General features: G+C 65.0%; 31 protein-coding genes and 1 tRNA gene. 9 read left to right on the top strand and 23 right to left on the bottom strand.

From position 1 onward, the window contains the following. Positions 1-21: 21 nt before the first annotated feature. The 12 genes from BJP40_RS23950 to BJP40_RS33745 all read right to left on the bottom strand — a co-directional run bounded on the left by BJP40_RS23950 (position 22) and on the right by BJP40_RS33745 (position 8593). The gene (locus tag BJP40_RS23950; RefSeq protein WP_071282267.1) at positions 22-519 is read right to left on the bottom strand and encodes a hypothetical protein; all 498 of its coding nucleotides are present in this window, start codon (positions 517-519) and stop codon (positions 22-24) included. Continuing rightward, positions 520-882: a hypothetical protein gene (locus BJP40_RS23945; RefSeq protein ID WP_143066012.1), complete on the bottom strand. Its 363-nt coding sequence runs from the start codon at positions 880-882 to the stop codon at positions 520-522. Next, positions 879-1265, bottom strand: a complete 387-nt coding sequence (locus BJP40_RS23940; protein WP_071282265.1) for a hypothetical protein — start codon at positions 1263-1265, stop codon at positions 879-881. The genes BJP40_RS23945 and BJP40_RS23940 overlap by 4 nt, the downstream gene beginning before the upstream one ends. Before the next feature lie 7 nt (positions 1266-1272). Next, positions 1273-1551, bottom strand: coding sequence for a hypothetical protein (locus BJP40_RS23935; RefSeq protein WP_143066011.1), 279 nt, complete (start codon positions 1549-1551; stop codon positions 1273-1275). Between the two features lie 14 nt (positions 1552-1565). Further along, positions 1566-2141, bottom strand: coding sequence for a hypothetical protein (locus BJP40_RS23930; protein ID WP_143066010.1), 576 nt, complete (start codon positions 2139-2141; stop codon positions 1566-1568). Between the two features lie 121 nt (positions 2142-2262). Continuing rightward, the gene (locus BJP40_RS23925) at positions 2263-3519 is read right to left on the bottom strand and encodes a phage major capsid protein (protein WP_071282262.1); all 1257 of its coding nucleotides are present in this window, start codon (positions 3517-3519) and stop codon (positions 2263-2265) included. Between the two features lie 46 nt (positions 3520-3565). Then, positions 3566-4711, bottom strand: a complete 1146-nt coding sequence (locus tag BJP40_RS23920; protein WP_071282261.1) for an HK97 family phage prohead protease — start codon at positions 4709-4711, stop codon at positions 3566-3568. A gap of 47 nt (positions 4712-4758) precedes the next feature. Next, entirely contained in the window at positions 4759-6342 is a 1584-nt protein-coding gene (locus BJP40_RS23915; protein ID WP_071282260.1) for a phage portal protein, read from the bottom strand. Continuing rightward, the gene (locus BJP40_RS34595) at positions 6339-6476 is read right to left on the bottom strand and encodes a hypothetical protein (RefSeq protein WP_177204471.1); all 138 of its coding nucleotides are present in this window, start codon (positions 6474-6476) and stop codon (positions 6339-6341) included. The genes BJP40_RS23915 and BJP40_RS34595 overlap by 4 nt, the downstream gene beginning before the upstream one ends. A 5-nt stretch (positions 6477-6481) precedes the next feature. Continuing rightward, complete coding sequence (locus BJP40_RS34590; RefSeq protein WP_071282258.1) at positions 6482-7987, bottom strand: hypothetical protein; 1506 nt, start codon at positions 7985-7987, stop codon at positions 6482-6484. A gap of 250 nt (positions 7988-8237) precedes the next feature. Beyond that, positions 8238-8311: transfer RNA gene (locus BJP40_RS23905), tRNA-Met, on the bottom strand. A 3-nt stretch (positions 8312-8314) separates the two neighbouring features. Further along, positions 8315-8593: a hypothetical protein gene (locus BJP40_RS33745; protein ID WP_218153234.1), complete on the bottom strand. Its 279-nt coding sequence runs from the start codon at positions 8591-8593 to the stop codon at positions 8315-8317. A gap of 1871 nt (positions 8594-10464) precedes the next feature. Here BJP40_RS33745 and BJP40_RS23900 point away from each other — a divergent pair. The 9 genes from BJP40_RS23900 (at position 10465) to BJP40_RS23865 (ending at position 14500) form a co-directional block, all read left to right on the top strand. Then, the gene (locus tag BJP40_RS23900; protein WP_071282256.1) at positions 10465-10830 is read left to right on the top strand and encodes a hypothetical protein; all 366 of its coding nucleotides are present in this window, start codon (positions 10465-10467) and stop codon (positions 10828-10830) included. Positions 10831-10962: 132 nt separating this feature from the next. After that, positions 10963-11211 (top strand): hypothetical protein, encoded by a 249-nt coding sequence (locus tag BJP40_RS23895; RefSeq protein WP_143066007.1) that lies wholly within the window; start codon positions 10963-10965, stop codon positions 11209-11211. Between the two features lie 6 nt (positions 11212-11217). Further along, on the top strand, positions 11218-11571 hold the full coding sequence (locus tag BJP40_RS23890; protein WP_071282252.1) for a hypothetical protein: 354 nt from the start codon (positions 11218-11220) through the stop codon (positions 11569-11571). A gap of 107 nt (positions 11572-11678) precedes the next feature. Continuing rightward, a complete protein-coding gene (locus BJP40_RS35900) occupies positions 11679-12293 on the top strand; it encodes a hypothetical protein (RefSeq protein WP_256220816.1) in 615 nt (204 codons plus the stop codon). 27 nt (positions 12294-12320) lie between these two features. Then, positions 12321-12542 (top strand): hypothetical protein, encoded by a 222-nt coding sequence (locus tag BJP40_RS23880; protein WP_071282250.1) that lies wholly within the window; start codon positions 12321-12323, stop codon positions 12540-12542. 299 nt (positions 12543-12841) lie between these two features. Beyond that, positions 12842-13090, top strand: a complete 249-nt coding sequence (locus BJP40_RS23875; protein ID WP_071282249.1) for a hypothetical protein — start codon at positions 12842-12844, stop codon at positions 13088-13090. Further along, complete coding sequence (locus tag BJP40_RS23870; RefSeq protein ID WP_071282247.1) at positions 13087-13329, top strand: hypothetical protein; 243 nt, start codon at positions 13087-13089, stop codon at positions 13327-13329. The genes BJP40_RS23875 and BJP40_RS23870 overlap by 4 nt, the downstream gene beginning before the upstream one ends. Further along, entirely contained in the window at positions 13308-13526 is a 219-nt protein-coding gene (locus BJP40_RS33740) for a hypothetical protein (RefSeq protein WP_143066006.1), read from the top strand. The genes BJP40_RS23870 and BJP40_RS33740 overlap by 22 nt, the downstream gene beginning before the upstream one ends. 2 nt (positions 13527-13528) lie before the next feature. Next, the gene (locus tag BJP40_RS23865) at positions 13529-14500 is read left to right on the top strand and encodes a hypothetical protein (protein ID WP_071282245.1); all 972 of its coding nucleotides are present in this window, start codon (positions 13529-13531) and stop codon (positions 14498-14500) included. 1 nt (position 14501) lies between these two features. Here the strand turns inward: BJP40_RS23865 and BJP40_RS36400 are convergent, their stop codons facing one another. The 11 genes from BJP40_RS36400 to BJP40_RS23825 form a co-directional block, all read right to left on the bottom strand. Then, positions 14502-14798 (bottom strand): HNH endonuclease, encoded by a 297-nt coding sequence (locus BJP40_RS36400; protein ID WP_079171426.1) that lies wholly within the window; start codon positions 14796-14798, stop codon positions 14502-14504. A 552-nt stretch (positions 14799-15350) separates the two neighbouring features. Beyond that, entirely contained in the window at positions 15351-15998 is a 648-nt protein-coding gene (locus tag BJP40_RS23860; RefSeq protein WP_071282244.1) for a hypothetical protein, read from the bottom strand. 252 nt (positions 15999-16250) lie between these two features. Further along, a complete protein-coding gene (locus tag BJP40_RS33735) occupies positions 16251-16442 on the bottom strand; it encodes a hypothetical protein (RefSeq protein WP_143066005.1) in 192 nt (63 codons plus the stop codon). Continuing rightward, positions 16432-16572, bottom strand: a complete 141-nt coding sequence (locus tag BJP40_RS34585; RefSeq protein ID WP_177204470.1) for a hypothetical protein — start codon at positions 16570-16572, stop codon at positions 16432-16434. Before BJP40_RS34585 ends, BJP40_RS33735 begins: the two co-directional genes overlap by 11 nt. A 748-nt stretch (positions 16573-17320) precedes the next feature. Continuing rightward, complete coding sequence (locus tag BJP40_RS23855; protein ID WP_071282242.1) at positions 17321-19420, bottom strand: AAA family ATPase; 2100 nt, start codon at positions 19418-19420, stop codon at positions 17321-17323. A gap of 125 nt (positions 19421-19545) precedes the next feature. Further along, positions 19546-19836: a hypothetical protein gene (locus BJP40_RS23850; RefSeq protein WP_143066003.1), complete on the bottom strand. Its 291-nt coding sequence runs from the start codon at positions 19834-19836 to the stop codon at positions 19546-19548. 315 nt (positions 19837-20151) lie between these two features. Beyond that, the gene (locus BJP40_RS23845; RefSeq protein WP_071282238.1) at positions 20152-20529 is read right to left on the bottom strand and encodes a hypothetical protein; all 378 of its coding nucleotides are present in this window, start codon (positions 20527-20529) and stop codon (positions 20152-20154) included. A gap of 31 nt (positions 20530-20560) precedes the next feature. Next, positions 20561-20797, bottom strand: coding sequence for a hypothetical protein (locus BJP40_RS23840; RefSeq protein WP_071282236.1), 237 nt, complete (start codon positions 20795-20797; stop codon positions 20561-20563). A 10-nt stretch (positions 20798-20807) separates the two neighbouring features. Further along, positions 20808-21239: a hypothetical protein gene (locus tag BJP40_RS23835; protein WP_071282233.1), complete on the bottom strand. Its 432-nt coding sequence runs from the start codon at positions 21237-21239 to the stop codon at positions 20808-20810. Continuing rightward, positions 21236-21436, bottom strand: a complete 201-nt coding sequence (locus tag BJP40_RS23830) for a hypothetical protein (RefSeq protein ID WP_071282231.1) — start codon at positions 21434-21436, stop codon at positions 21236-21238. The genes BJP40_RS23835 and BJP40_RS23830 overlap by 4 nt, the downstream gene beginning before the upstream one ends. Continuing rightward, complete coding sequence (locus BJP40_RS23825) at positions 21433-21666, bottom strand: dsRBD fold-containing protein (RefSeq protein ID WP_071282229.1); 234 nt, start codon at positions 21664-21666, stop codon at positions 21433-21435. The genes BJP40_RS23830 and BJP40_RS23825 overlap by 4 nt, the downstream gene beginning before the upstream one ends. Positions 21667-21675 lie beyond the last annotated feature (9 nt).

Below are 21675 nucleotides of genomic sequence, written 5' to 3'. Positions count from 1 at the left end.
GGAGACGGGCAGGGTCGACGATTACACGGTGATCCGGAACAATCCGTTACTATGCCAGACAACTGTGAATGTCCCTGAGGTAACGGATTGTGCCCCGCCAAAATAATGGTACGAAATACCCTGATCAGCTACTGTGCCGCCAGTGATGTCGTCGTCGTACACCAGGCAGCCATGCACATCCGACAGCGTGGTCGAAGCGCCGCCTTGCGGCGTATCGGTAGCGTCGAACTGCACCACACCAGACCCCTGATCGGTAATGGCTCCGCCGGTCACCGGCTCACCGCCCGCGTCCCAGTTCGTACCATCATCGACTTCGTTCGCCACCAGCCAGGTACCGGTGTTATAGCCCGTATCTCCAACCGCCGCATCCCTATCCGGGGTTACAGAATTGTTGAAGAGTGCCGCCTTCAGGTTGTCTGCCTGAAGGTTTCCGTAGCCCGTCGGCGCCGTTGCGTCGGGATCCTTCAGAGAGTTGATGCGGATGAACTCAAGGAACATCCGACTGTCAGTCCAGGCCATTTAGTTCGCACCTCCTCCAGCGGTTGCACAGGGTGCGAACACCGCCACGTCATTTCCATCGTCCCGGGTCGTCTCAACCCGCATAATCGGCCGGCTCTCGCCATCAACCGTGACGAGCTCCTTGCCGACGTAGTCCTCGCGCTCCACAGCCTCGACCTTGCACTTCGTGCCGGCCGGGACCATGGGAGCCGCAAGACCCTTCAAGCCGCGGCACGGATGAAACCGCGTATGCGGCTTCGCCTCGTGCGTCACCTGCTTCAGCTCGCAGTTCGGGCACTCCCACCGCTGCTCAGGGCGCAGGATCGGCACGCCGGTCTTCACCATCGCGTTGAAAGCGCCAACGCCAGCACCTGCCGCACTCATGAGAAGTGCGCTCCTACCGAGTAGGTGATGCTGTCCGCATCAGCGTGCGTGCAGGTGATCCGGATTACCGGGGGAAGGAAGTCATTGGCGACCTCGTTGGCCGCCGCGGTAAGCCCAGGGCCGATCTTCAGCGTGCTCGTCGCCACACCAGTCACGGCAGCGTCCTCCAGGAGCAGCCACACCTTGCCCGATGTGCGGTCCACGCCCTCGATCTTCATCGTGACCGACGGCGTATCCGCCGCCGCGGTGGCGTCCAGGACGAAGACGCCGAACTTCGCGCCGGCCGGGACCTCCAGCTCCTCCGTGTCGGGAGTCGCTGTGCGCGCGGCCGACGCAAGCACCGTGTGCGAGCGGCCGACGGCCTGCCTGATGTTGTTGGCCATCGGTCACTCACCCTTCGACGTTCGCGCTGCGGAAACCGCTGCGACCCTTGTTCTCCGCCGGGACTCGCGCCTTGGTTGCCGGAGGCCGGCCGGGCTTACGTCGCGGCGGAGCGGCGGGCGCCTCGGCTTCGGCCTTGACCGCGCCGAGGCGCTCCGCCTCTTCGAGCGACACCACATCGCCGGGGATCCAGTGCAGCCAGCGGGCCTCCGGGTGCGCCTCAGGCACGACGCGGGACTGGTCCTCGGTGAGGTACCAGCGGGCGTCGATCTTCATGGTGTCACTCATCTCGTCACCCCTGCTTACGTGTAGTAGTCGACGATCACCGCGTTGCCGTCCAGGGCGCTGGACAGCGTCACCTTGTTCGACTCGACCGCCGAAGACGAGAACGTCACCGTCGGCCTGGTCGACTCGCGGACCCCATCCAGGAAGGCCGCCACGACCGTGTCGCGGTCCAGCTTCACCGGAAGGCCGAGCGCGGCACCGACGCCGACCGCGGTCGTCGCCCCGGTGCCGTCGTGCGCCGGGATCACGATGCTGGTCACGGTCTTGAACGCCTTGGTGCCGGTGACCGTCCCCGCGGTGTCGACGGTGAACGCCGGCAGCACCTCGGAGATCGTGTTGCCGTGGATGTCCGTGCCGTTGACGGTGACCTGAATCGCACCGATGTCACCAGCTGTGCCTCCAGCAGTGGCGGTAACGACGCGAGGAACGTCGGGATTGGTGATGGCAGTGGTGATCGTCTGCTCGGTGCCGTCATCGGTGACCGCAGCATGAACCGCGGTCGTTGTGCCCAGCGCGGGCGACCCGACGCTGTAGCTCATCACCCGCGACCGCGAGCCGGGCTGACGCCCGTTAACGAACTGGTTGAAAGACATGGAGTGTCCTCTCAAAAGGCTTCACGAGCCGCGTACTTGGCCCGAGAGGGAGGGGGCGGTACAGGGACGACCTGTCGCCCTTACGTCGCCTCGCTTGGCGAACCCCCAGCTGGAAGATGATCTAGAGCCCGGTCACCTCGGCAAAAGCCTTCGGGCGGTAATGGATCATGGCCGCCCGGATGTCGGCACGGATCGCGAGCTTGCCCTCAGCGAAGAAGGTGCTGTGCGAGTTGGACACCTGGACGTCCATGCCGCGGCGCATCGCCAGCTCGGAGAAGTTGGCGTAGTCGCCGAGAACTGCCTTGGTCTCCGTGACCGCGGTCGTCTCCACGACCGGGATGCCCCAGATCGTGAACGGGCCCGGCATCGACGGGTGACCCCAGATGTAGACGCCGTCCGCGGTCTTCAGGAGCCGCACCGACTCCCACTTCGACGGCCGGATGAACACCACGCTCGGCTCCGCGAAGCCGTCGTCGCGGATCTTCCGGGCCGCCTTGTAGATGGCGTCCGGGATCGAGTCCGCGCCGAGGGCCTGCGTCTGGATACCGGTGACGTTCTCGGTGCCCCGGAGGTTCGGGGCGGTGCCGTTGCCGACCAGGACCTGGGAGTCCAGGCGCTGGCGGATCATGAAGGGCAGGCGGTTGTTGACGTAGTCGCGGGCACGCGGCTCGTCCTCGAACTGCTCGTCCGTGACCGGGAGGAAGACGGCGACCTTGCGGACCGGCTCCTGCCGCTCGGTGAGGGCGAGTGCCGCCTCGGGGTACGTGCCACCCTCAGCGATCTCCGCCGCGGCATTCGTGAAGGTCGTCTCCTCCATGTACACGACGTTCGACATCGAGGTCGTGGTCTGGGGGAGGAACTGGACGACATGCGGGGCGGGTCGGGTCGGCGTCAGCTCGACACGGCCGGTGCGCAGGTCTTCCGAGTCCCAACCGGCGGTCGTCTGGAAGAGCGTCTTGAGGGTGACGTCCAGGCTGGCGACCGGGCTGGTGCCACGGTGGTACTCCTTGAACGCCTTCGACTTCGTGAAGGTGTCGCCCAGGTTGAACGGGCTACCGTCCTTGCGCTCGCGGCTGCCCTCCTCGCGGGCGCCGTCTCCGGACTCGGAGCCGACCTCGTCCTTCTTCGCTGCCGCAGCGGCGCGCGCGACGACCAGCAGCTCGTCGACCTTCTTCTTGCACTCGTCGATCTCGGCGTTCATCTTGCCGATCTCGGCGACCTTGGCGTGGGTGTCGCCGGCCAGAGACTTGACCTTCGACATATCGTATTCGGGGCCGGCCTCGGAGAGGACGTCGGCCAGCGACTTCCGCTTGGCGTCGAGCTTGGACTGCGCGTCCTTCAGCGCAGGAAACTCGGCAACCCGATCGTCGTTGTACATCGTCGTGGCACTCCATATTCAGTTGTGAGAAGGCGGAACGATTCGCCTACAGTCCGTTCACCCGCGCGAGGGCCGCCAGGACCGTCGAAGCGATATCGTCATCGCTCGGCTCATCCGGCTTGTCCTCGTCCACGGGGGTTTCCAGCAGGGACTTCAGCCGCACCAGATCGCCCTCAAGCCACGACAAGAGGTCGGCGGTGGCGGGAGACATGCCCCGGCCCTTCTGCGCCCGGAGAGCCACGACTTCCGTTGCGCGATCAATGAGGTGTGCGACGCCGGCCATCACCTCGATGGCCTCGTCGTTGAACCTCTTCCTGCCCTTGGCGCCCTCAGCTGTACGCAGCTTGGGCGGTTCCCTGTCGGCGTCGAGCAGATGCGCCGACAGATGCTTGTACACGGCTTCGCGGTCTTCCTCGGGAATGCCGAGGTCGCCGCTGGCGCCGTTGAGCGTCGCGATGCCCTGGAGGCACGCGCGCAGGTTGGCCGGCCCGCCCACGCCGTGGTGGTGCGGAAACTGGTAGCTGGACTTCATCTCCGGGTCCCCGTCCGGGTCGACCCAGGCGTACACCGTCCGCAGCTCCGACGGGCGGGCCTGCTCCGGCAGGGCCTTCGTCGTGGCCGCCGAGTTCCAGGAGCGGGTTACGGTCTCGGTCTCGTGTGCCGGGATCGCGCGCCTGATGGCGGGGATCACGGCGCTCTTCTCGTCGTCGTCCATCAGGCTTCCGTCCTGCTTGTGGCCCTTCAGGGCCAGAGTGCGGGTCCCGATACCAGCGCCCATGAGGACCGGCGACACCTCGGTCACCTTGACGCCCTTGATGACGCGGACGCTCTTGCCCTCGACCTCGCCAGGCTCCGAATCCGTGATCGTGAAGCCGTAGGAGAACTCCTGAAGCTCCCCGGCCTCCTTGACCGTCTCGAAGGTGTCCCGCCCGTGGGTGGTGTTCATGAAGAACTGACCATCCAGGACGGCTTCCTTCTCGGTGACTCGGATCACGCCCTTGCCGACCGGGAGCGCGCCTTCCCAACTGGCGTGATTGAACGCCGAGATGAGGACCGGAGCCCCATCCTGGAATGCCGACCGCCGTGTCACGTCCCCGTCGTGGTCGACGACGTCGAACGTCGAGAACACGGCCGCGATCTCACCCCTGTCGGCATTCTTGATCTCAACGCGCCGGAGCGCCTTCTTGTGCATGACTGACCGCCTCCCGGCTCGTCGTTGGTGTCAGGCTGGAGCGCGGGTCACTCACGTTGATCTTCTTGCTCTTCTTCGTCGTCCTCGGCCTCGACCTCGTCGCCGTCGTCGGACGGCGGCGGACCAGGCGGAGCCGCAGACGGATGCGGCCTGTCGGACACCACGAGAAGACTCAGATCGCCGGCCTGAACGGCGGCGATAGCCGACTCCTCGGTGAACGGCCCCTTCGGCCAGGCGAGCGTGACGATGACATCGGCCTGGGCCGCCATGAGCTCCGCGGCAACGCGAGCCTTGTCCACCTCTTCGTCCGGGACGCCCGTCGACTGCATCTGCACGGACACCAGACCGGTGTGCTGACCCAGCAGCTCCGACACGTCGTGATCACGCGCCGCCTTGACCATCGCATCGGTCTGAAAACCCGCCATAATCCCGGACGCGATCGAGGCCACGTCAGTACGGAAGATCTCTGCGCGGTCCTTGCTGTCCTCGCGCAGGAAGGAGATGTCCCGGTCGTCGTACCACAACGACGCGCCAGCCGGCGCCTTGAGCAGCCGCTGAAGAACCGGCGCCACCATCTCCCACAGCGGCCGGATCGTGGCATCCGCGTAGCGTCGCCTGGCCGCAGCGAAGTTGCCCGCGTTGAGAGCCGAACCCTGCATGCCCTCCGAGAACCCGACCCACGATGGCGGCACGCCGGCCGCGGCAGCGATCCGCGACTCGCCCTTACCCACCGTGCGGCTGAACTCCAACTGCCGAAAGTCCGCCGTCAGCGGCGTAACATCGGCACCGCCCATCAGGAACAGGGTCTTGTACGCGTTGAGCGCGCCCCGGTGCTCCTGATTGAAGGTCTCTATGAACTCCTCGGCCTCGTCCTCTTCGGTCTCCCGATCGAACTTGACCGCCAGGTTCGGCACCGCGGCGTTCTCGAAGAAGTTCTTCTTGTGCGTCGTCGCAGCAGAGTCCGCCTGGATCTCACGAATCACTGGCGTGAGCCAGCTCATGCCGCGGAAGCGGACTTCGGGGTCGGGTATCGGGGAGAAGTGGGCTACCTCTTCAGGCAGCAGATCCACGGCCGTGCTGTCCTGGCCCGGCGGCTTGTAGCGGTAGAGGATGACCTTCGTGTCGAGCGCTCGAAGATCACCACTGCGGGAGCCGAGGATGAGCTCGACGTAGTCCGGGCGCATCCGCACGATGCGCCGGCCGGGGCCGCCCTCGGAGGCCAGGCCGTACCGACCGCGGTCGTCGACCGTAGTGAGGAAGGCGTTGCCGGCGAGATCCGCGTCCTGGAGCATCCTGGCCAGCAGGTCGCTGGTCGTGCCGCCCGGCCAGGGGTTCTCCAGCAGCGTGAGCTCCTGCGAGAAGAACAGATCGCCCGGCCGGCCGTTGCTGAACCGCCTCCACAGGAAGCGGGCCTCAGCGAACACCATCTGCCGGGCAGACATGCAGGCGAAGACCGCGCCGTTCCGCTTGAAAGCACCCTGAATGTAGCCGACGAAGTCGTTCTCAATGACTTCCTTGTTGCCAAAATTGGCGTCAACGAAGTGCAGCCGATCCAGCGACCAGAACGGGGGCTCGGACCACGCCTTCCGCCCCTGAGACTGTATGCCCTTGACCCTGTCGAGAAGACTCATGCCGCGTCCTCCCAACCGAGACGGAACGCGGCAGCGATCCAGGCGGGTGCGTTGCGCACCTTCCGGGAGGCGTAGCCGACGGCGTACAGAACGGCTGCGAGGCCGGTGAGCAGAGCTCGCGCGATCTTTCCCACGGCGCTCACCTCCAGATGGCCTTCGCTCGTGCCCGCTTCTTCAAGCCGCATTTCTTGACGCCCCAGAGCGCGAGCGTCGCGGCGACCAGGGGGGTGATGTCAGTGGCGGAGTTGCGCTTCGACCACGCCCAGGAGTCGTGGAGATCCCGCTTCTCGGCGCCAGCGACCGCGTTCGTCAGGGGCGGCTGATCCAGGTGCGCGAGGTCCGGCTCCTTACCCGCTCGCGGGACGACAGCCGAATAGAACTCGCCGCATGCCTGCGCGTACTCGCGCGTCAACGGAGAAATCACCTTGACGCCAGCGGCCTCCAGGGGCTCGATAAACGCCCCCGCCTGACCGGCCTTGTCGATGACCACGGCCTTCGGCTTGTTCGCCTTCCAGATCGCCAAGACACGTGGGACGACCCAACGAATATCGGGCCTGTGGTCCACGGCCTGGGGATCCGTCAAAGAAGCGCCGGTGATCTCGACATGCGGCTGGCCCTCTTCGTTCCGGCCAGCCGCGACGATGCACGAGTACGAGCCGTCGGGGGCGGTGTCTACGCCAAGGACGAAGGGGTCTTCTAGAACGGAGTTCTCGTCCGTCCGCGCCATCCAGTGCTCGCGACCGATGATGCGCCACTCGTCATCGGCGTCGGTCGGCCAATCGCCGACGCTCAGAATCTCCCGCGCGAATACCGTCGGGCCCATCGAGCGCCGCAGCGACTCAACCTGCTCCACCGATATACGCACACCCAGTCCGGGGTTGGCCTTGGCATACGACTCCACGGCGTCGTGCGGATCATGTTCCTCGCAATCGGGTAGGCAGAAGTCGTCGCAGCCGTCGATCGACCACTCCGCATAGACCAGACTCGGGTCGTCGCCCTTCAGGGCCCGGCGGCGAACGCGGCCAAACTGCGTGGACACCTTGGTGCCGGCGCTGCCGAGGTACCAGATCTGCGGATTGGGGACCGCCATGACCGTCGGCGCCAGCGCAGCGGTCTGGTCCTCGGTGAGGTACATGGCCTCGTCGCAGATGATCCGGTCCAGGGTGAGACCGCGGGCGCTGCCGGCGTTCCTGGTACCGAAGAGGAGTCGCGCTCCGGACCGCAGCTCGATGCACTCCTCACCGTGGCCGCGCACGATGCGGGTGACTTCCGCCTTGAGCTCGGGAGTGCCGAGGATCAAGCCCTCGACGCGGCGAAAGCCCTCGGCAGCGGTCTTGAACACGTGAGCCGTGTGCATGATCGTCTCTTCGTTGACGAAGAGACCCCACAGCTCCAGGGCCTCGATGATCGACCCCTTGCCGTTCTGTCGGCTTACGCAGACGCCGACCTCCCTGGCGACCCATCTGCCGTCCGGGCGGAACGCGAGGGCGTGCTCAAGAACCAGCGCCTGCCACGGATCCAGAATCAGGCCGGCGCTGGCCGCCAGCTCGACGGCCTCCTTGCCGGCGCTGCGCGTTCTTGGAACCGAGGGGACGTGGAGAATCCGGGGCGTCTGCTTGCCTATCGCGGCGGGCTCGGAGCTCATCGAGGATCGACACCTCCGCATCACCTGCCGGGAGACCTGCCAGCTCTTCGAGCACCTTCATCAGCCGCAGCACCAGGGCCGCGGTGTCACCCGTCCGGAGCTTCGAAGCCAGGCACGTCTTGCAGCGGTTGCCCTCCAGCTCGTTGACCAGGAAGTCCCGGATCGCTTCGAGCTCTGTGCGCCGATCACCGGACTGAACGGCCTCACGGAAATTCGATTCGGCCATCGGCGCACTCCCCTCCTTGAGGTCTAGCGGGGGCCGGATTTGAACCGGCGGCATCCAGGTCATGACCCTGGCGTTCTACCGAGCTGAACTACCCCGCGGCCTTACTCGTCGGGAACAGCGCCCTCTATGACGCGCTCGACCGACACGATTTGCATCTCCCCGATATCCCACCCGTGCGACCAGTAACGTGCGCCGGCGGCCAGGATGCTTTCAAGTCCGTAATCCGAGATGCGCCAGCTATTCGAAGACGCCAGAGGCACCTGGAGTTCATGCCGCTCGCCGGTTCGAGAATTCTGAACGAGAATCCTGAGTCTTCCAGACGCCTTCTGCCTCTTCCTGACCTTCACACGCTTATGCGCCTCGACGGTTCGAGAATTCATGAGCAGCACCCCGAACGCATGAGTTTCCAGAACTGCACATACCTGCCCACTCGAATCTGGAAAGGTATGCAGAGCTTTATGCATGACGACCGAACGGCCGCCACCCCGAGCCGGCTGGCGGAACGCCGACTTTGGGCGCCCCTAATGGGCACATAGGACACCCTTGCCCCGGCTGCCCGAGCGCACGGCAAAGCCGCAGGTCAAGCCATTGCTACTTGCTGGTAGCAAACGGAAATCTCCACTAGAGAGAGAAAACGGCCGACGGCGGGGTCAGCCGCGCGCGCGTGAATAAGGCGGGACCCCCACCCCCCGGGGGGCTCGCCTGCATATCGCGTGCATACCTGTGAAGCGACCGGGTGCATGGATATGCGCTCACCGGCCTAGGGGGCAAGGAACTAACCGGTCTACCTGCGAACGCGCCTATCCGCACGCAGCGATAAGGCAACCTGAGTCGTGGCTACCTGACTTGTGGTGGGGGCGGATGCGAGGCGATCCGAACTCGGTTGTGCGGATTGGTCCCTTGTTCGTGGGGGTCGGGCTACGTCGGAGCGGATATCTCCGATATGGGGGACCGTGTAGCACGCCTTATCACCGTGTATGCCGGGCGTACCGCAGTGCGGGGTACGGCCACTGGGGTACAGCAGGGACTACCTGAGTGGTGGCCAAGCGAGGGGGTTGATGCGCTCATGTGAAGGTGGGATGCATAGCGTCGGTTGACTTGATCAGCTTTGCGACTTTCGAAGAGTTGAAAGTGTTCAATGTGAAAGTTGATTCGAAAGCGGAAAGCTGTTGCTGTGCTGAATGCTCTTAGTGGCGATGCGGTGCATCGTAGGGCTTGCATCCTATGGGATAGGGGTGGGTGGGCAAGGGATGGATGAGGGTGGGGTATGGAGGGGTAATGGTGGTGAGGATGGTTAGTGATGTTGGGATGGATGAGGTGTTGGGAATGAATTGATCATTCAGTAGTGAATGTGATCATTGAAGTTGAATGAATGAGAGTTGATGTTGTTGTGATTGAGTTCTTACTAATGAGTAGAAGAATCTAGGAATGTTCAGTGGATTTCTTCGGGAAAGGGTTGTGATAAGGGGTGTGGTGGGTACAATAGAAGCATAAGGGAAAACCCCAGAGGGGCAGAGTACCTACCACATGAGAATCCCTGTAGAAGGACCCCGACATACCGGGCGCGTCGCTTATAGGGACCCCACCTAGCTTGACACCTCTATAGAGTTTCCCCACCCGGTGAGGCAAGCGGCGACCCTGGCAGTCGCCCCAGACGTTCCATGAACTAGGAAAGCTGGCCGGTGAAGGGGAAAAGGACGCGCACCTTGTGTAAAGCGCCCCCACGAAAGGATCCCGCCCGGTTTCTCGGAAACGGGGTGTCCGTTCGATTCGGACCGTGGGGACTGATGGTGTGAGCGTCCCCTAGGTGTGGAGCACCGGGGGTTGCAGGGAAGCCATATAACGGCGCTTGAGCAAGGCGCCTAGCGCGTTCGGGACTACTCGGATAACCCGGCGGTAACCAATCCGCAGACTCCGGCCAACGGAGCTACGTAGCGGACTCTGCAACACATTCCCACCCTCACAGAGTCATCCCACCCGGAAAGCGTGGTCCGTCATGCGCAGAATCCTTGTCGCCGCAGCAGCAAGCGCCGTTGCGCTGTTCGGTGTTGCCAGCGTGCACGACTTCTCTCCGGCGCCCATTCCCGCGTGCCTCCATGAGGACGGCAGCGGGCAGGAAGTGTGCCGTTGGGACGCGCCTACGCGAGGCAACGGCGAGGGTCGCAGCTTCACCTCATACGACTACGGCGCACGCGTCGTTTTCGACCGCTGAACACGTCAATCCATCCCACTCGGAAAGACCCGATCCGTCATGGCCACTAACACCCTCACCGATGCCCCTGCCACCACAGCCGCCCTGTACCGAGCCATTCGGACCGGTAGCGACGGGGCCACTGTGGACAGCTACCGCCAACCCCTCCCTGAAACTGGATATTGGGTCGGTGGGCAGTCCTGGACGCTCGTCAAGGCTGTTTCCCGGATCACCCCGGATGACGTGGCCGGTTTCGTGAGTACCCACCCGAATGCGCGCTACTTCGGAGTGTGGGTTGAGAACGGGCGCGCATACCTGGACGTCGTTGACCACGTTCCGGCGGAACGCAGCGCGTATGCGCTGGCGACCGCCCGGAGCGAAATGGCGGTGTTCAACATCGCTACCGGTGAAAGCGAGTGGCTGTGATGACCGATTCGGAACACGTCGACTATCCGCACTGGCCCGGAACGCTCTACGGGTGCCCTGCCTGTGAAGCCGAGATGGACGCGGACGATGAAACCGCTTATGACGAGATGGAGCACCCTGCACATGACATGCATGATTGATCGCTGGCACGATGCCTACCACGAGGATCATCCGGATTACGAGAACTGCCCGTACTGCCAGGACGATCTTCTGTTGGCTGAGCCAGAGTTCCCGCCGCCGGAACTCCTCTACAACGGGGAACCCGTGGATTTGGGGAGCGAGGTAGTTGACGGCATCTACGAGGCCCGGTTCGTCGGCACGGACCGGGCCTTCATCGTGACCGCCGAAGAAATAATCCTTGACGCACGAGACTGGGAGTGACCCGCCGTGTTTGATGGCTGGCTTCGCTGCAAGGGGTGCAGCGACGATTTCGTACCCCCCGAGGAACGCGACGACTACACCGGAGACGGGTACTGCGCGCACTGCCACGACCAGGGCATGGGGCGCGACGCGGAGGAAACAGCCGCACGCGTCGCCGCCGCCCGTAACTTTGTTGACACGTGGGCGGAACTCGCGCAGTTTCTGCCCAACGACTACGACTGCACCATGCAATGCGCCGAGGCCGATGCTCTCGCTGAACTCTTCCGCGCCTTCGGGAAGGGTGCGATTGCGGACGAGATCCTCTCCGCTCACGCAGAGCACGACGGACCCGACGATCCTCATTACGACAACTACCCGTGAGACATCCCGGCCCGGCGGTCAAGCCGTACACGCGTCGCAGCGTGACCGGGCACTCAAACAACCAACCCGCCCGACTTTCACCCCCGGAGGTGAGTATCGTGATCAATATGAAGACGCTCACCGCCGAAGAGCGGGAACAGTTCGTCCAGAACATCATCAACGAATGGCGCAAGGCCACCCCGGACCAACTCGCCCGGGGCCGCGCCTGGTACCGCACCGCACACCAGCTCGCAGACATGATCAGCGAAGGCAACGTGATGGCCGGTGCCGGAGTGATCGCCGCCCTGTCCGCCAACAAGTCATGGCCCGAAAACCAGCGTCTCGCCGCCGCCACCTTCGAGAACGGCGAACCCAACGGGCACGTCCACGACGCGCTCGCCAAAGCCGCCAAAATCCTCGCCGGAACCGACCCCGCCGAAGTTCTGCCGATGGACGCCAAAACCGGCAACTTCTACCGCTGCATCCTGGACCCCGAGGATGCCGAGGCCGTGTGCGTTGACCGGCACGCGCACGACATTGCCGTAGGCGAAACCTACGGCAACCGTGAACGCGGCCTCTCGGCGAAGAGCCGCTACGCACTCATCGCGCACTGCTACCGGGAAGCCGCCATGCGGCTCGAAGAACTCCCCTCAACCGTCCAGGCTGTCACGTGGGTTGTCCGCGTGGAAGATCTCGCCGGCACTGGGACCCGACCGATGAACGGGCGTGAGCAGCATGAGTGACGTCGACTAGATGAACGGACAAGAGTCATGAAGTTCTTGATCAAGACGGACGCTAACCAGACCCTGGCGGTGATCGAGGTCCCCGAAGACGACATCGCCACCCTTGCGGTCGAGCGCTACGACGACCCCGGGATGCAACTGGTCGGCGTGGACCTGTATTCAGACGGGTCCGTAGTAGTCGGCCACTGGCCCGATGGCGATGACTGGGAAGCGGTCCTCCGCACCATCGGTACCCGATACCCCGGCTGAAGCCACAGCCCCGGCCCGGTTGAGCCGTAGCCGCGTCACAGCGGCACCGGGGCACTGACGCCCGGCAGGGACACGCGACCCGTGATGGCCTCCCGCCCTCACATTCGACTCGCTTCCCTCGCCGGGCGTCCCCATGCCCGCAAACACCCTTCAGAAAAGGAAAGAAGCTCATGCCTGGCACAGAATGCGGATGGAAATGCGGCGACAACACGCCCGGCCATAAACACTACGCCGTCCTCATCCGACCGTCGCGGTGAAGTCACCGCGACGGTCATCCTATTCTGAAAGGAGCTACGGCCATGTCCTTTCTGCTGCTCGGACGCTGGGACCACGGGGGCAACCTCGTGCTCGAAGATGCCCTGGAAGTCGACATAGACGACCAAGAGGCGATCGATTCCATCGTGGACGCCCAAGACAACGAGGACGGCATGGCGTGGGCATCCACGTTTCTCACCGACACGTACGAAGAAGCCGTCCGCGAGGCGTACGAAACGTACGTCAAGGACGAAGGCACCCGAATCATCGACGAGACAGGGGAATCATCATGAAGAAGACGTTCACGCCCGGCGAAATCCAGCTGCTCATGTCGGAGGTGGAGGACGACCTGCTGTACGCGCTTCACCAGGAGGGCGACCCACCTGAGCGGGACCAGGACTTGCTGCTGCTGATGCGCCGCATGGTCGCCACACGGCTGGTCAAGCCTACCGCCACGTTCGAAGAGATGGTGGCCGACATGTACGACGAGTCCCCCGAAGAGATCCGCTCATGGTGGGACAACTGGAGCTGACCACGCCCACATGCTTCGCGCACAACTGCAAGAACCGCGCCCGGTGGCTGGTCAACGCCCGCTACCGAGAAGCCCAATCAGCCTCATGCTCCGCCCACCTGGCGAGGTGCGTGAAAGACCTGTCCGTCTTCAACGACCCCCGCTGCAAGCGCCGCGCCAGCGATCACGGGGTCATGATCTACCCCACCGAGGAATGACGATGCTCAACCTACCCACCACCAGCACCTACACCGGCCTCGCCACACCCGCCGCCCCCAACAGCTTCCCCGAACTGTTCGGCTACCACCAGGCCCGCCCGCTCATCGCCGACGCCCTGGAATCCGCGCCCCTCCTCGGCATCGACGGAGAAGGCGAACCCGTCGCCATCGACCTGGACAGCGACAGCCCACACGTACTGATCTCCGCCGCCAGCGGAGGCGGCAAGTCCGTCATCCTCCGCAGCATCGCCGCCCAGGCCCTCGCCGCCGGCAACAAGGTCGCCTTCCTCGACGTGAAGCGGCACAGCCACCGATGGGCCAAGAACCTGCCCGGCGCCGACTACGCCTCCACCCTGCCTGAAATCGGGGACGCCCTGGTGGCGCTCGGCATGGAGGTGCACCGCCGCAACGAGATCGTCGACAGCTTCCCCGGGCCCGTCGAAGAAGCCCCGGTAGGGGAGCGGATCATCGTCGTGTTCGAAGAGATGAACGCGACGATGGGCCAGCTTCAGGCCCTCGGCCGAAAGCTGCCACGCGACAAGTACGACGCCATCGACGCGCTCGGGGACATCATGTTCATGGGCCGGGCCGCCAAGATGCATGTCGTGGCCGTGGCGCAGTACGCGACCGCAGCGGCCCTCGGAGGCGGCGACATCCGGGAGAACTTCTCGACCCGCATCCTGATCCGCTACAGCGACCGGGCATGGAAGATGCTCACCGACGTGTGGCCGCCGCAGCCGTCCCCGGAGGAGCCGGGCCGGGGCATGGTGTGCCGCGCCGGCAAAGCCAGGGAGACGCAGTTCCTGTACCTGTCCGAGGAGGAGGCCGCCACCCTGGTGCGCGAGGCGCACCGTGCCCGCAACGGAGCCGATGCAGCAGAACCGGCCCGCAGGGACAGGCGGCAGGCGCGGCAGGAGGCGTTCAGGCGGACGCTGGAGGGCCGCATGGCGCTGCACCGCCAGGGAAGGCTGTGATTCATCCCCATCGCCGGGACACCCGAAGGTGTCCCGGCCTTTTTTCATGCCCGGCGGCGCCCCGGGCGCTGTTGCACCCGTAGTGCGCTGGCCGAAGATTGTCCGGGTCCTCCGCGAGGTCTGGCCGCACGGAGCGGGGGATGATGTGGTCGAGCGTCCACGACTGGGGGTGTCTCGGCGGTAGGTCGAGGTCGATGATCTGTCCGCAGATGCCGCAGAGCGGGGGCAAGGTGGCGCGTAGTTCGACGCAGAGTCGTTTCCACCGCCTGGTGGAGCGTCCGGCGCTGGCGGCGGTCATGATCACGCACCTTTGCTCCACGGGATCAGATTCTCGTGGACGGCGGGCCCAAATGTCTCCCCGCCCCGTGGGAATGACACGCTTCAAGCCGGGGTAACCCTGCGTGGAGCGCAGCGGACGGGGGCCTACTCGCACCGGCGGCCCATCCCGGTCGCAGTCCTGCGCTCCACGCGGCATCTCCCCCCACACCAAACACAAAAAGCCCCCGCTTCCTCACCTCGATGAGGACCGGGGGCCTTGTTCGTGCGTGCGAGGGGGGTCTTCTGTTGGCGACGGACCTTTCGCACCCTGTTTCAGGGTAGGGGGTGCCGCACGATCCACATTATCGGACATCCATACCAGGGCTTGTCAAGCCCTAACGGGAAAGTTTTTCCCGCAGGGCCAGTATCTCCTCAGGCGCCCAGAGAGCCTCACCCTTTCCAGACCCCCCATAATTCCTGATCTCTCCACGTCCGGCCGCGTTGTAGATAGCCCGCCTCCAATAGGCCATAACCGCCCGAGATGCCCCCGGCGGCGTCAGGCCGGCAACCGCCGCATCAGTCGTCAGCAACTTCACGCGGCCTCCCCACCCCCAACAAGAAGCCCCAGCCACGTATCCCGCTCATACCGCGCACCGCAACCGCCGCCGTCCGGGCTACCGACGCACCGCACCGCCGTCGAAGCATCCCGGGCCACCGCCAAAGCGCCACCACACTCCCCACACACCCTCTCCTCCAACATCACGTACGACTCGTCGTGGCCGAGGAGGCGCCGCGCCCGCCGCACCCACGTGCGGGTGGCGTCGGCGATGTCGGCGACCAGGGCGGGGTGTGTGTCTTCCAGGAGCCGGGTTTCGGCGACGAGGGCGTCCAGCAGGGCGGGCATGGGACTGAGGCCGAGGGTGCGGTCACGGCCGGACTCCATGAGGACGCGGTCGACCCAGTAGTAGACCTCCCCGGTGATCTCGTCCAGGAGGGTGAGCCCGTCTGTGCGTCCCGGCGGCTGGCTGCCCGGCTTGTTCGGGGGCCGGCGCGCGGCACGGCCCGCCGGCGACCTGCCGCCCTCTATGGCGACCTTCCGGAGCTGCTCCAGCAACCCCGCCATGCGCACGGTATTGGCGCGCTCTTCAAAGTCGCCGTTGACCCGGATTCTGTATTCGATGCGCTCGTCGTAGCCGTCTTTGAGGGCGGCGACGTTACGCTCGATTTCACGCATCGACACCAGGACCCTCTCCTCTCCACGATTGGCGCGGCTTGTGCTGGCAGGGGCAGTGCCCCTTGCAAGCGGCGTGGCCCCTTCCACGCGGCGCCTTGCCGGAACCGGCGCATTTCCGATACTCGGGGTCTCGCGGATCTACGTGCTGGATCACCCGCCCCGTTTTCGTCACACCGAATTCGTATCGGCACACCGGGCACGCATTCGACGGCAGGGTACTGGAATCAGAGTCCGCCTCGTGACGACACTCATCACAAATCAACGCTTTCCCCTCTCCTCGACACGAATAGCCGCCATCGTCAGTTTTTGGGCGATGCTGTAAGCGTGCTCGGGCGCTATGGTCACCGACAGAACGAGTTCCATATCGGCAGCTGTGAGCAGTGCCAGACATACACCGTTCTCTTCGCTGGTTACCTGAACAGCCAGGGGGGTACTTTCTTCAGTTGTCATTGCATTCCTCATGAAAAGCCCATTGCCATATTTCGTGATGGACGCCGGTGAATGCCTCGCCCGGCCCGATCACCGCCTGGCAGGCGCCGCACACCGGCAGCGGATCGGCGGGCAGCTCCAGGTCGACCACCGCCCTAGAACGGCGGCGGCTCGCAGGTGCCGCAGGAGGCGGGGAGGTGGTCGATGATGCCGCCGGGTGCGGCCAGGTCGGCGTGGAGGCGTGGGCAGGTGGCTGGTGGGGTCCACCCCTGTGCGCGCCAGGCGTCACAGGGGCTTGGGGAGGGCCCACGGGTATCTCCTCCACCCGGGTGGCGTCCATGCCGTGGGCGCCGCATCCGTGCTCGGCCAGGACGGGACGCTGTTCGTGCAGGGCGCCCCCGAGGGGCCTGTGTACGGGCGTCTGGGCGCCTGTGGGGTCGAAGGTGGGCGCTGGGGCTGTTCGGGGGCGCGTGAGGAGCTTGTGGGGGCGTCCAGCCTGTGTGACGAGGTCGAAGAGGCGGCGTCCTGCGGCCAGGGCGGTGACGTAGCCGTCGCGGGTGACGGGCGCCGGGTCCGCTGCGGTTTTCAGTCCGGAGCTGGTGCACGCGAAGACGTATCCGCCGCATCGGGGGCATCGGGCGAGTTTGATCTCGGTGTCGACAGGGCCTTGGGTCATGGGCCGGGATCTCCGTATTCAGTTGTGGTTACGTTGCGTGCCGGGGGCGCTGTGGTTGGCGCGGTGTCTCTGAGAGAGAATATATGTACTAACTTGTTCTAACTTGCTCCAACCGGCCCTAACTGCTCACTCTCCGTGACGCTACAGTTGGAGCAGGTTGGCGCAAGCTGGAGCAAGTCAGAGCACGCCCCTCACTGGCGGGGAATTGCGCCAGCTATGCACTCTACGGAGCCGGGAGGCTCCAGTGAGCTACGCACGGGAAGCCGGACAGCTCGGAAACCACGTGGATCTTCTTCGCGGCCCGCTTCAGCGTGTACGGCTTGTACCCGACCTTCATCGCTTCGATCTCGACCCGCTGGCGCTGCGTCCCCGGGTTCATCATCAGGTACTGCTTGAGCCACTGGGCCGCCTCGTTCACGTCGCTGCGGCTGACTGTCTGGATCCCCTCGGCGAGCATGTCGGACACCGTAGGGCCGCCCTTGCCGTCCCACTCGATGCGTGACGTGGTGATCGGCTGCAACGGGTCGTCTGGGTTGTCGAGCGCGTGGCCGACGATGCGGTAGCGATACGGCTCCAGATCCATGCGTCCCAGGTTGTTCTTCTCCTGGGAGAGCACGACGATCTCCTCGTCGTCCTGGTCGCGCATGGCGCCCATGACGGAGCGGGTCACGTTTCCCAGCTCGACGGAGCCCATGATGGCGTCGAGGAGATTCGTGGACAGAGCCTTGCGGGTGTGGGCCAGACCCACGGCGGCGATGCCCGCCTCTTCGGCCATGAGGCGTACGCGTTCCAGCGCAGAACGCATTTCGTCCTGGTCGTTTTTCTTAGCGGTGAGATTCGAGGAGAGCGGGTCGAAGAATATGGCGGCTGCGTCGCGCTGTTGCACTTCTGTCTTGACGAGTTCGCAGTCGCGCGGGAGCATAAGGCGGCTCCAGTCGTCACCTATTTGCACCCGTACCCGGTGAATGCGTGACAGGTCCGCCCCTGCCGCTATAAGTCGGGGGACGACTGTGTATTCCAGCGAATCTTCGTTGACGACATAAAGGACATCTCTCGGTTCGCCGAGATATTCGCCTTTCATGGTGCCGCGCGTTATCCACGCACCGAATTCTGCGAGTAGTGTGGATTTCCCAATGCCGCCTCGTCCTACTATGAGCGACAGTTCCCCGAGCGGAATCCGGTCACGCCAGAGCCAGCGCACCCGCTTCGGCATGACCGACGACATAGGGGCGACATGCAGCCGTCGGAGGGGTTCGGCCCCCTCGCCGCCCCCCACCTCCGCCGGCGGTGGAACCGTCTCGCCCTGCTGCACCGCCGGCGTGTCCCGGCGCGCCCCGTACCCCTGCCCTGCGAGCGCCCCGGCGGCCTGCCGGTAGTCGCCGCCGTGGTGCAGCAGGCAGTAGGCGGCGAACTTCGTGTACGGCGTTTCGGGCTGGAATGCGGTGCTGGTGGTGAAGACGTACAGCCGGTCGCGGTCGTCGTTGCGGCCGGTGGTGGCGGAGATGCCGGTCGTCTTGCCGGGGCGCCGCCAGTAGCGGGTGCCGCCCTGCTGGTAGACGAGGGTCCAGCCGGCCAGGATCTCCGCCCAGTCGGTGCGCTGCTCGTAGTCGTCGCCGGGGGAGGGCCCGTCGTCCCGCTGCCCGCTGCCCGGTGTCCGTGCGGCTGGCATGGCGGCCGGGCTGGGGGGCGCGGGGATCCGGTCGAGGGTGCGGGCGACGGTCCACAGCGCGTCGCGTTCGTCGGCGGTGAGCTCGGGGAGGGTGGCGGGGCTGCCGACGCAGGCGATCCACGGCTTGCCGGTGGGGTGGACGGGGCCGTGGGAGGGGGCGGTGATCACGAAGCCGCCTTCGCCGCGGGTCTCGACCAGCACCTTGATCTTGTCGGCGGGATTGTCCGCCAGCTCTGCTTGGGTGGCGGGCCGGCGGGCGAGCTTGGTGTTGCCGTGGACCTGGCCTTCGGTGACGCGGTACAGCAGGTGCAGCCCGCCCGACGGGGTCTCTTCGACGTACCCTTGCATGAGGCGGTGCCAGATGCCGCCGAGCCCGGAGTTCTCCGCGATCTCCTGGAATTCCTGGACGAGCCCGTCGTCGACGGCGCGGCCTTCGAATTCCAGGAGTTCGATGCCGCCGGATACCGCTCCGCAGATGATGCCGAGGCCGGGGTGCCCGCCGGCGAACCAGGCGTGGATCTGGGCGGGGGTGGCTCGGGTGTGCTGGTACTGCTTCCACTCGCCGGCCGGCCGCTTGGTGCCGTCGGTTGCGGTGCGGACGACGGATGCTCCGGCGGCGTACCAGCAGAGGGCGGCGGTGAGCGTGTCGGGCATCCGTTCTCCTGTGTTCAGTTGTACGGTCTGTTCTCATTCTCGAACTGGCGGACCGCGTCCATGCATGGCTTCCTTTGTGGGTGCACATGACGGCGAACGAGCGAATCAGGGTCGCCATGCGCTCATCACGCCACCTCCGGGTCTATTAGGTCGGCAGCCTCTCCGGGGGTAATACGGCAAGAGCAGCAGCCGCAGGAGCGAAAGCATCGACACTGGTTCCGCTGCTTCTCCGCGAGCTCGTGGGCGTGGTCGTGGAGGAGGGTGTCGATGAGGGTTCCGATGCTGGGGCAGGTGTCGTCGCCGCAGTAGCAGGCGGCGCTGTCGTTGTAGGCGGTGAGGAAGTTGTCGCGGGCGGTCATGGTGTTTGTTTCCGTCCGGTGGTGCAGTCCATTTTGTGGCCGGTTGCTTGGCGGCATTCTGGGCAGCGGTGTTGCCACTGTGAGGGGTGCATGTGGGGGCCGCCGTGGTTGGGGCAGGGGCAGCATCGGGTGCATTGGTCGGCGGGGCCGTCGTGGACGTTGTAGGTGCCGTGGTGGTGGCCGACGAGCCAGGACAGGTGGATGCCTTTGCAGAGGCGGTCGTTCAGGTCGTCGGTCATGGTGTTTCCGCGGGTAGGGGGATGCGGGTTCATAGCAGCAGCTTTCCGCAGCCGGTGCAGCGTTTGTAGGTGAGGGCCGGGCCGCCGTCCTCCAGGAGGACGGTCAGCCGGCGCCATGTGTGGGTGTGGGTGGTCATGTCGGTTCCGTGTCGTGTGCCGCCTGTTTCATGGCGAGGATGACGTCTTCGCCGGTGGTGTCGGGGTGGTCGTTGTACTGTGTGATGGTGTCGTAGTCGTCGGCAGGGGGTTCGGCGAAGAGTGCGGGGTGTTTGGCCCGGAGGTGATGGGCGAGCTTGTGGGCGGCCGGGCAGTTCTGCACGTCCTTGACCAGGACGCCCCAGCTCTGCTGGGCGATGTGGGTTTCGGTGTCGGTTCGGGCGAGGGCGCCGAGGGCGCAGGCGCGGGCTGTGGTCCAGGACTCCGCGGCCTGGTTGGTGAAGAAGGCGTATTTGGCGTGGCCGTGTTGGGCGAGGTCGTCGGCGGCTTTTATGAGGTGTTCTTCGGGTGTCATAGCGGTTCTCTTTCTGTGTTGCAGTCGCGGTTCACGGGTTGTGTATCTGCCGGTAGATGAAGCTTTCAGGGATGCGCTGGCGTTCGAGTTCGATGGTCATTTCGGTTTCGAAACGCACCTGCATGCTCCCGGGCGTGGATGTGGGAAGGTTTAGCCACAGCGCACGCATGGTTTCGTCCTGCGGACGCGGCAGGCCGCCTATGTTGATGGCTTCTTCCTTCGACATTGTGATCTTGACGGTGCCGTCTTTCTTGTACTTGATCTTCATTGTGGGGTCCTTACGGCTGGTTCTTCGGCAGGTCTTCCGTGCTGCCGCGGAAGTCGACATCGGGGATGATCTGCTGGGGCTTGAAGGTGACTCGGTAGTGGTTGGCGCTCGCGGTGACCGGCTCGCCTTGTTCCACGAAGTAGGACACGTTGTCGGACAGGCCGAGGAAGTGCTTCTTGTAGGCGCCGGATCCGGTCTTGCAGACGACTTCGAGCTGGTGGCCTTCGTCGGTGATCGAGCAGGGGCCTTCGATGGTCAGCAGGTACTGGTCGGTGATGCCGTTGAACATGACGATGCGCCGGTTGACTTCGAAGTTGTCGGCGGCCTTGGACAGGTTCTCGGATACCATGCTGGCGTCGGTGGAGCAGGCGGCCAGTCCTCCGCCGAGGAGGGCGGCAGCAGCGAGGGATCCGGCGATGTACTTCTTCCTGCGGGCATTCACCTGAATTCGCCTCCCTGGGCGTCGTGCTCGTCTTGGGTGACCAGTCCCCACCGGATGCGCCCGTCGGTGGTCGGGCCCAGTTCCCCCCACCTGGAGGTGACTTGGCGTACGGCGCCGTCGATGATCAGGTAGGCGCCGGTGTCGGGGACGGCGAGGTAGCCGTCGTTTTCCTGGCAGTAGCAGGGTCGGGTTGTCACAGTGCCGCCCGGATGTCGGCTTCGATGGTTTGGCCGAGGTCGATGAGGGCGCGGGCGATGGCGAGGTAGGCGCCGGTGTCCGTGTCGTGCTGGTCGTCGGGGTGCCGCTTGGCGACGCCCAGGCCGACGCGGTCGGCGGTATTGGCGTTGACGACGGTGTAGGTGCCGTTCGTGATGACGTCGACGCCGATGGTGATGTTGTCGTTGTCGGGGTTGATGTATTCGTACATGGCGGGTCC

Origin of the sequence: Streptomyces sp. CC53, assembly GCF_001865245.1 — a bacterium.
In the GTDB taxonomy this organism is placed as follows: domain Bacteria; phylum Actinomycetota; class Actinomycetes; order Streptomycetales; family Streptomycetaceae; genus Streptomyces.
This window is presented reverse-complemented; position numbering and strand designations above follow the sequence as displayed.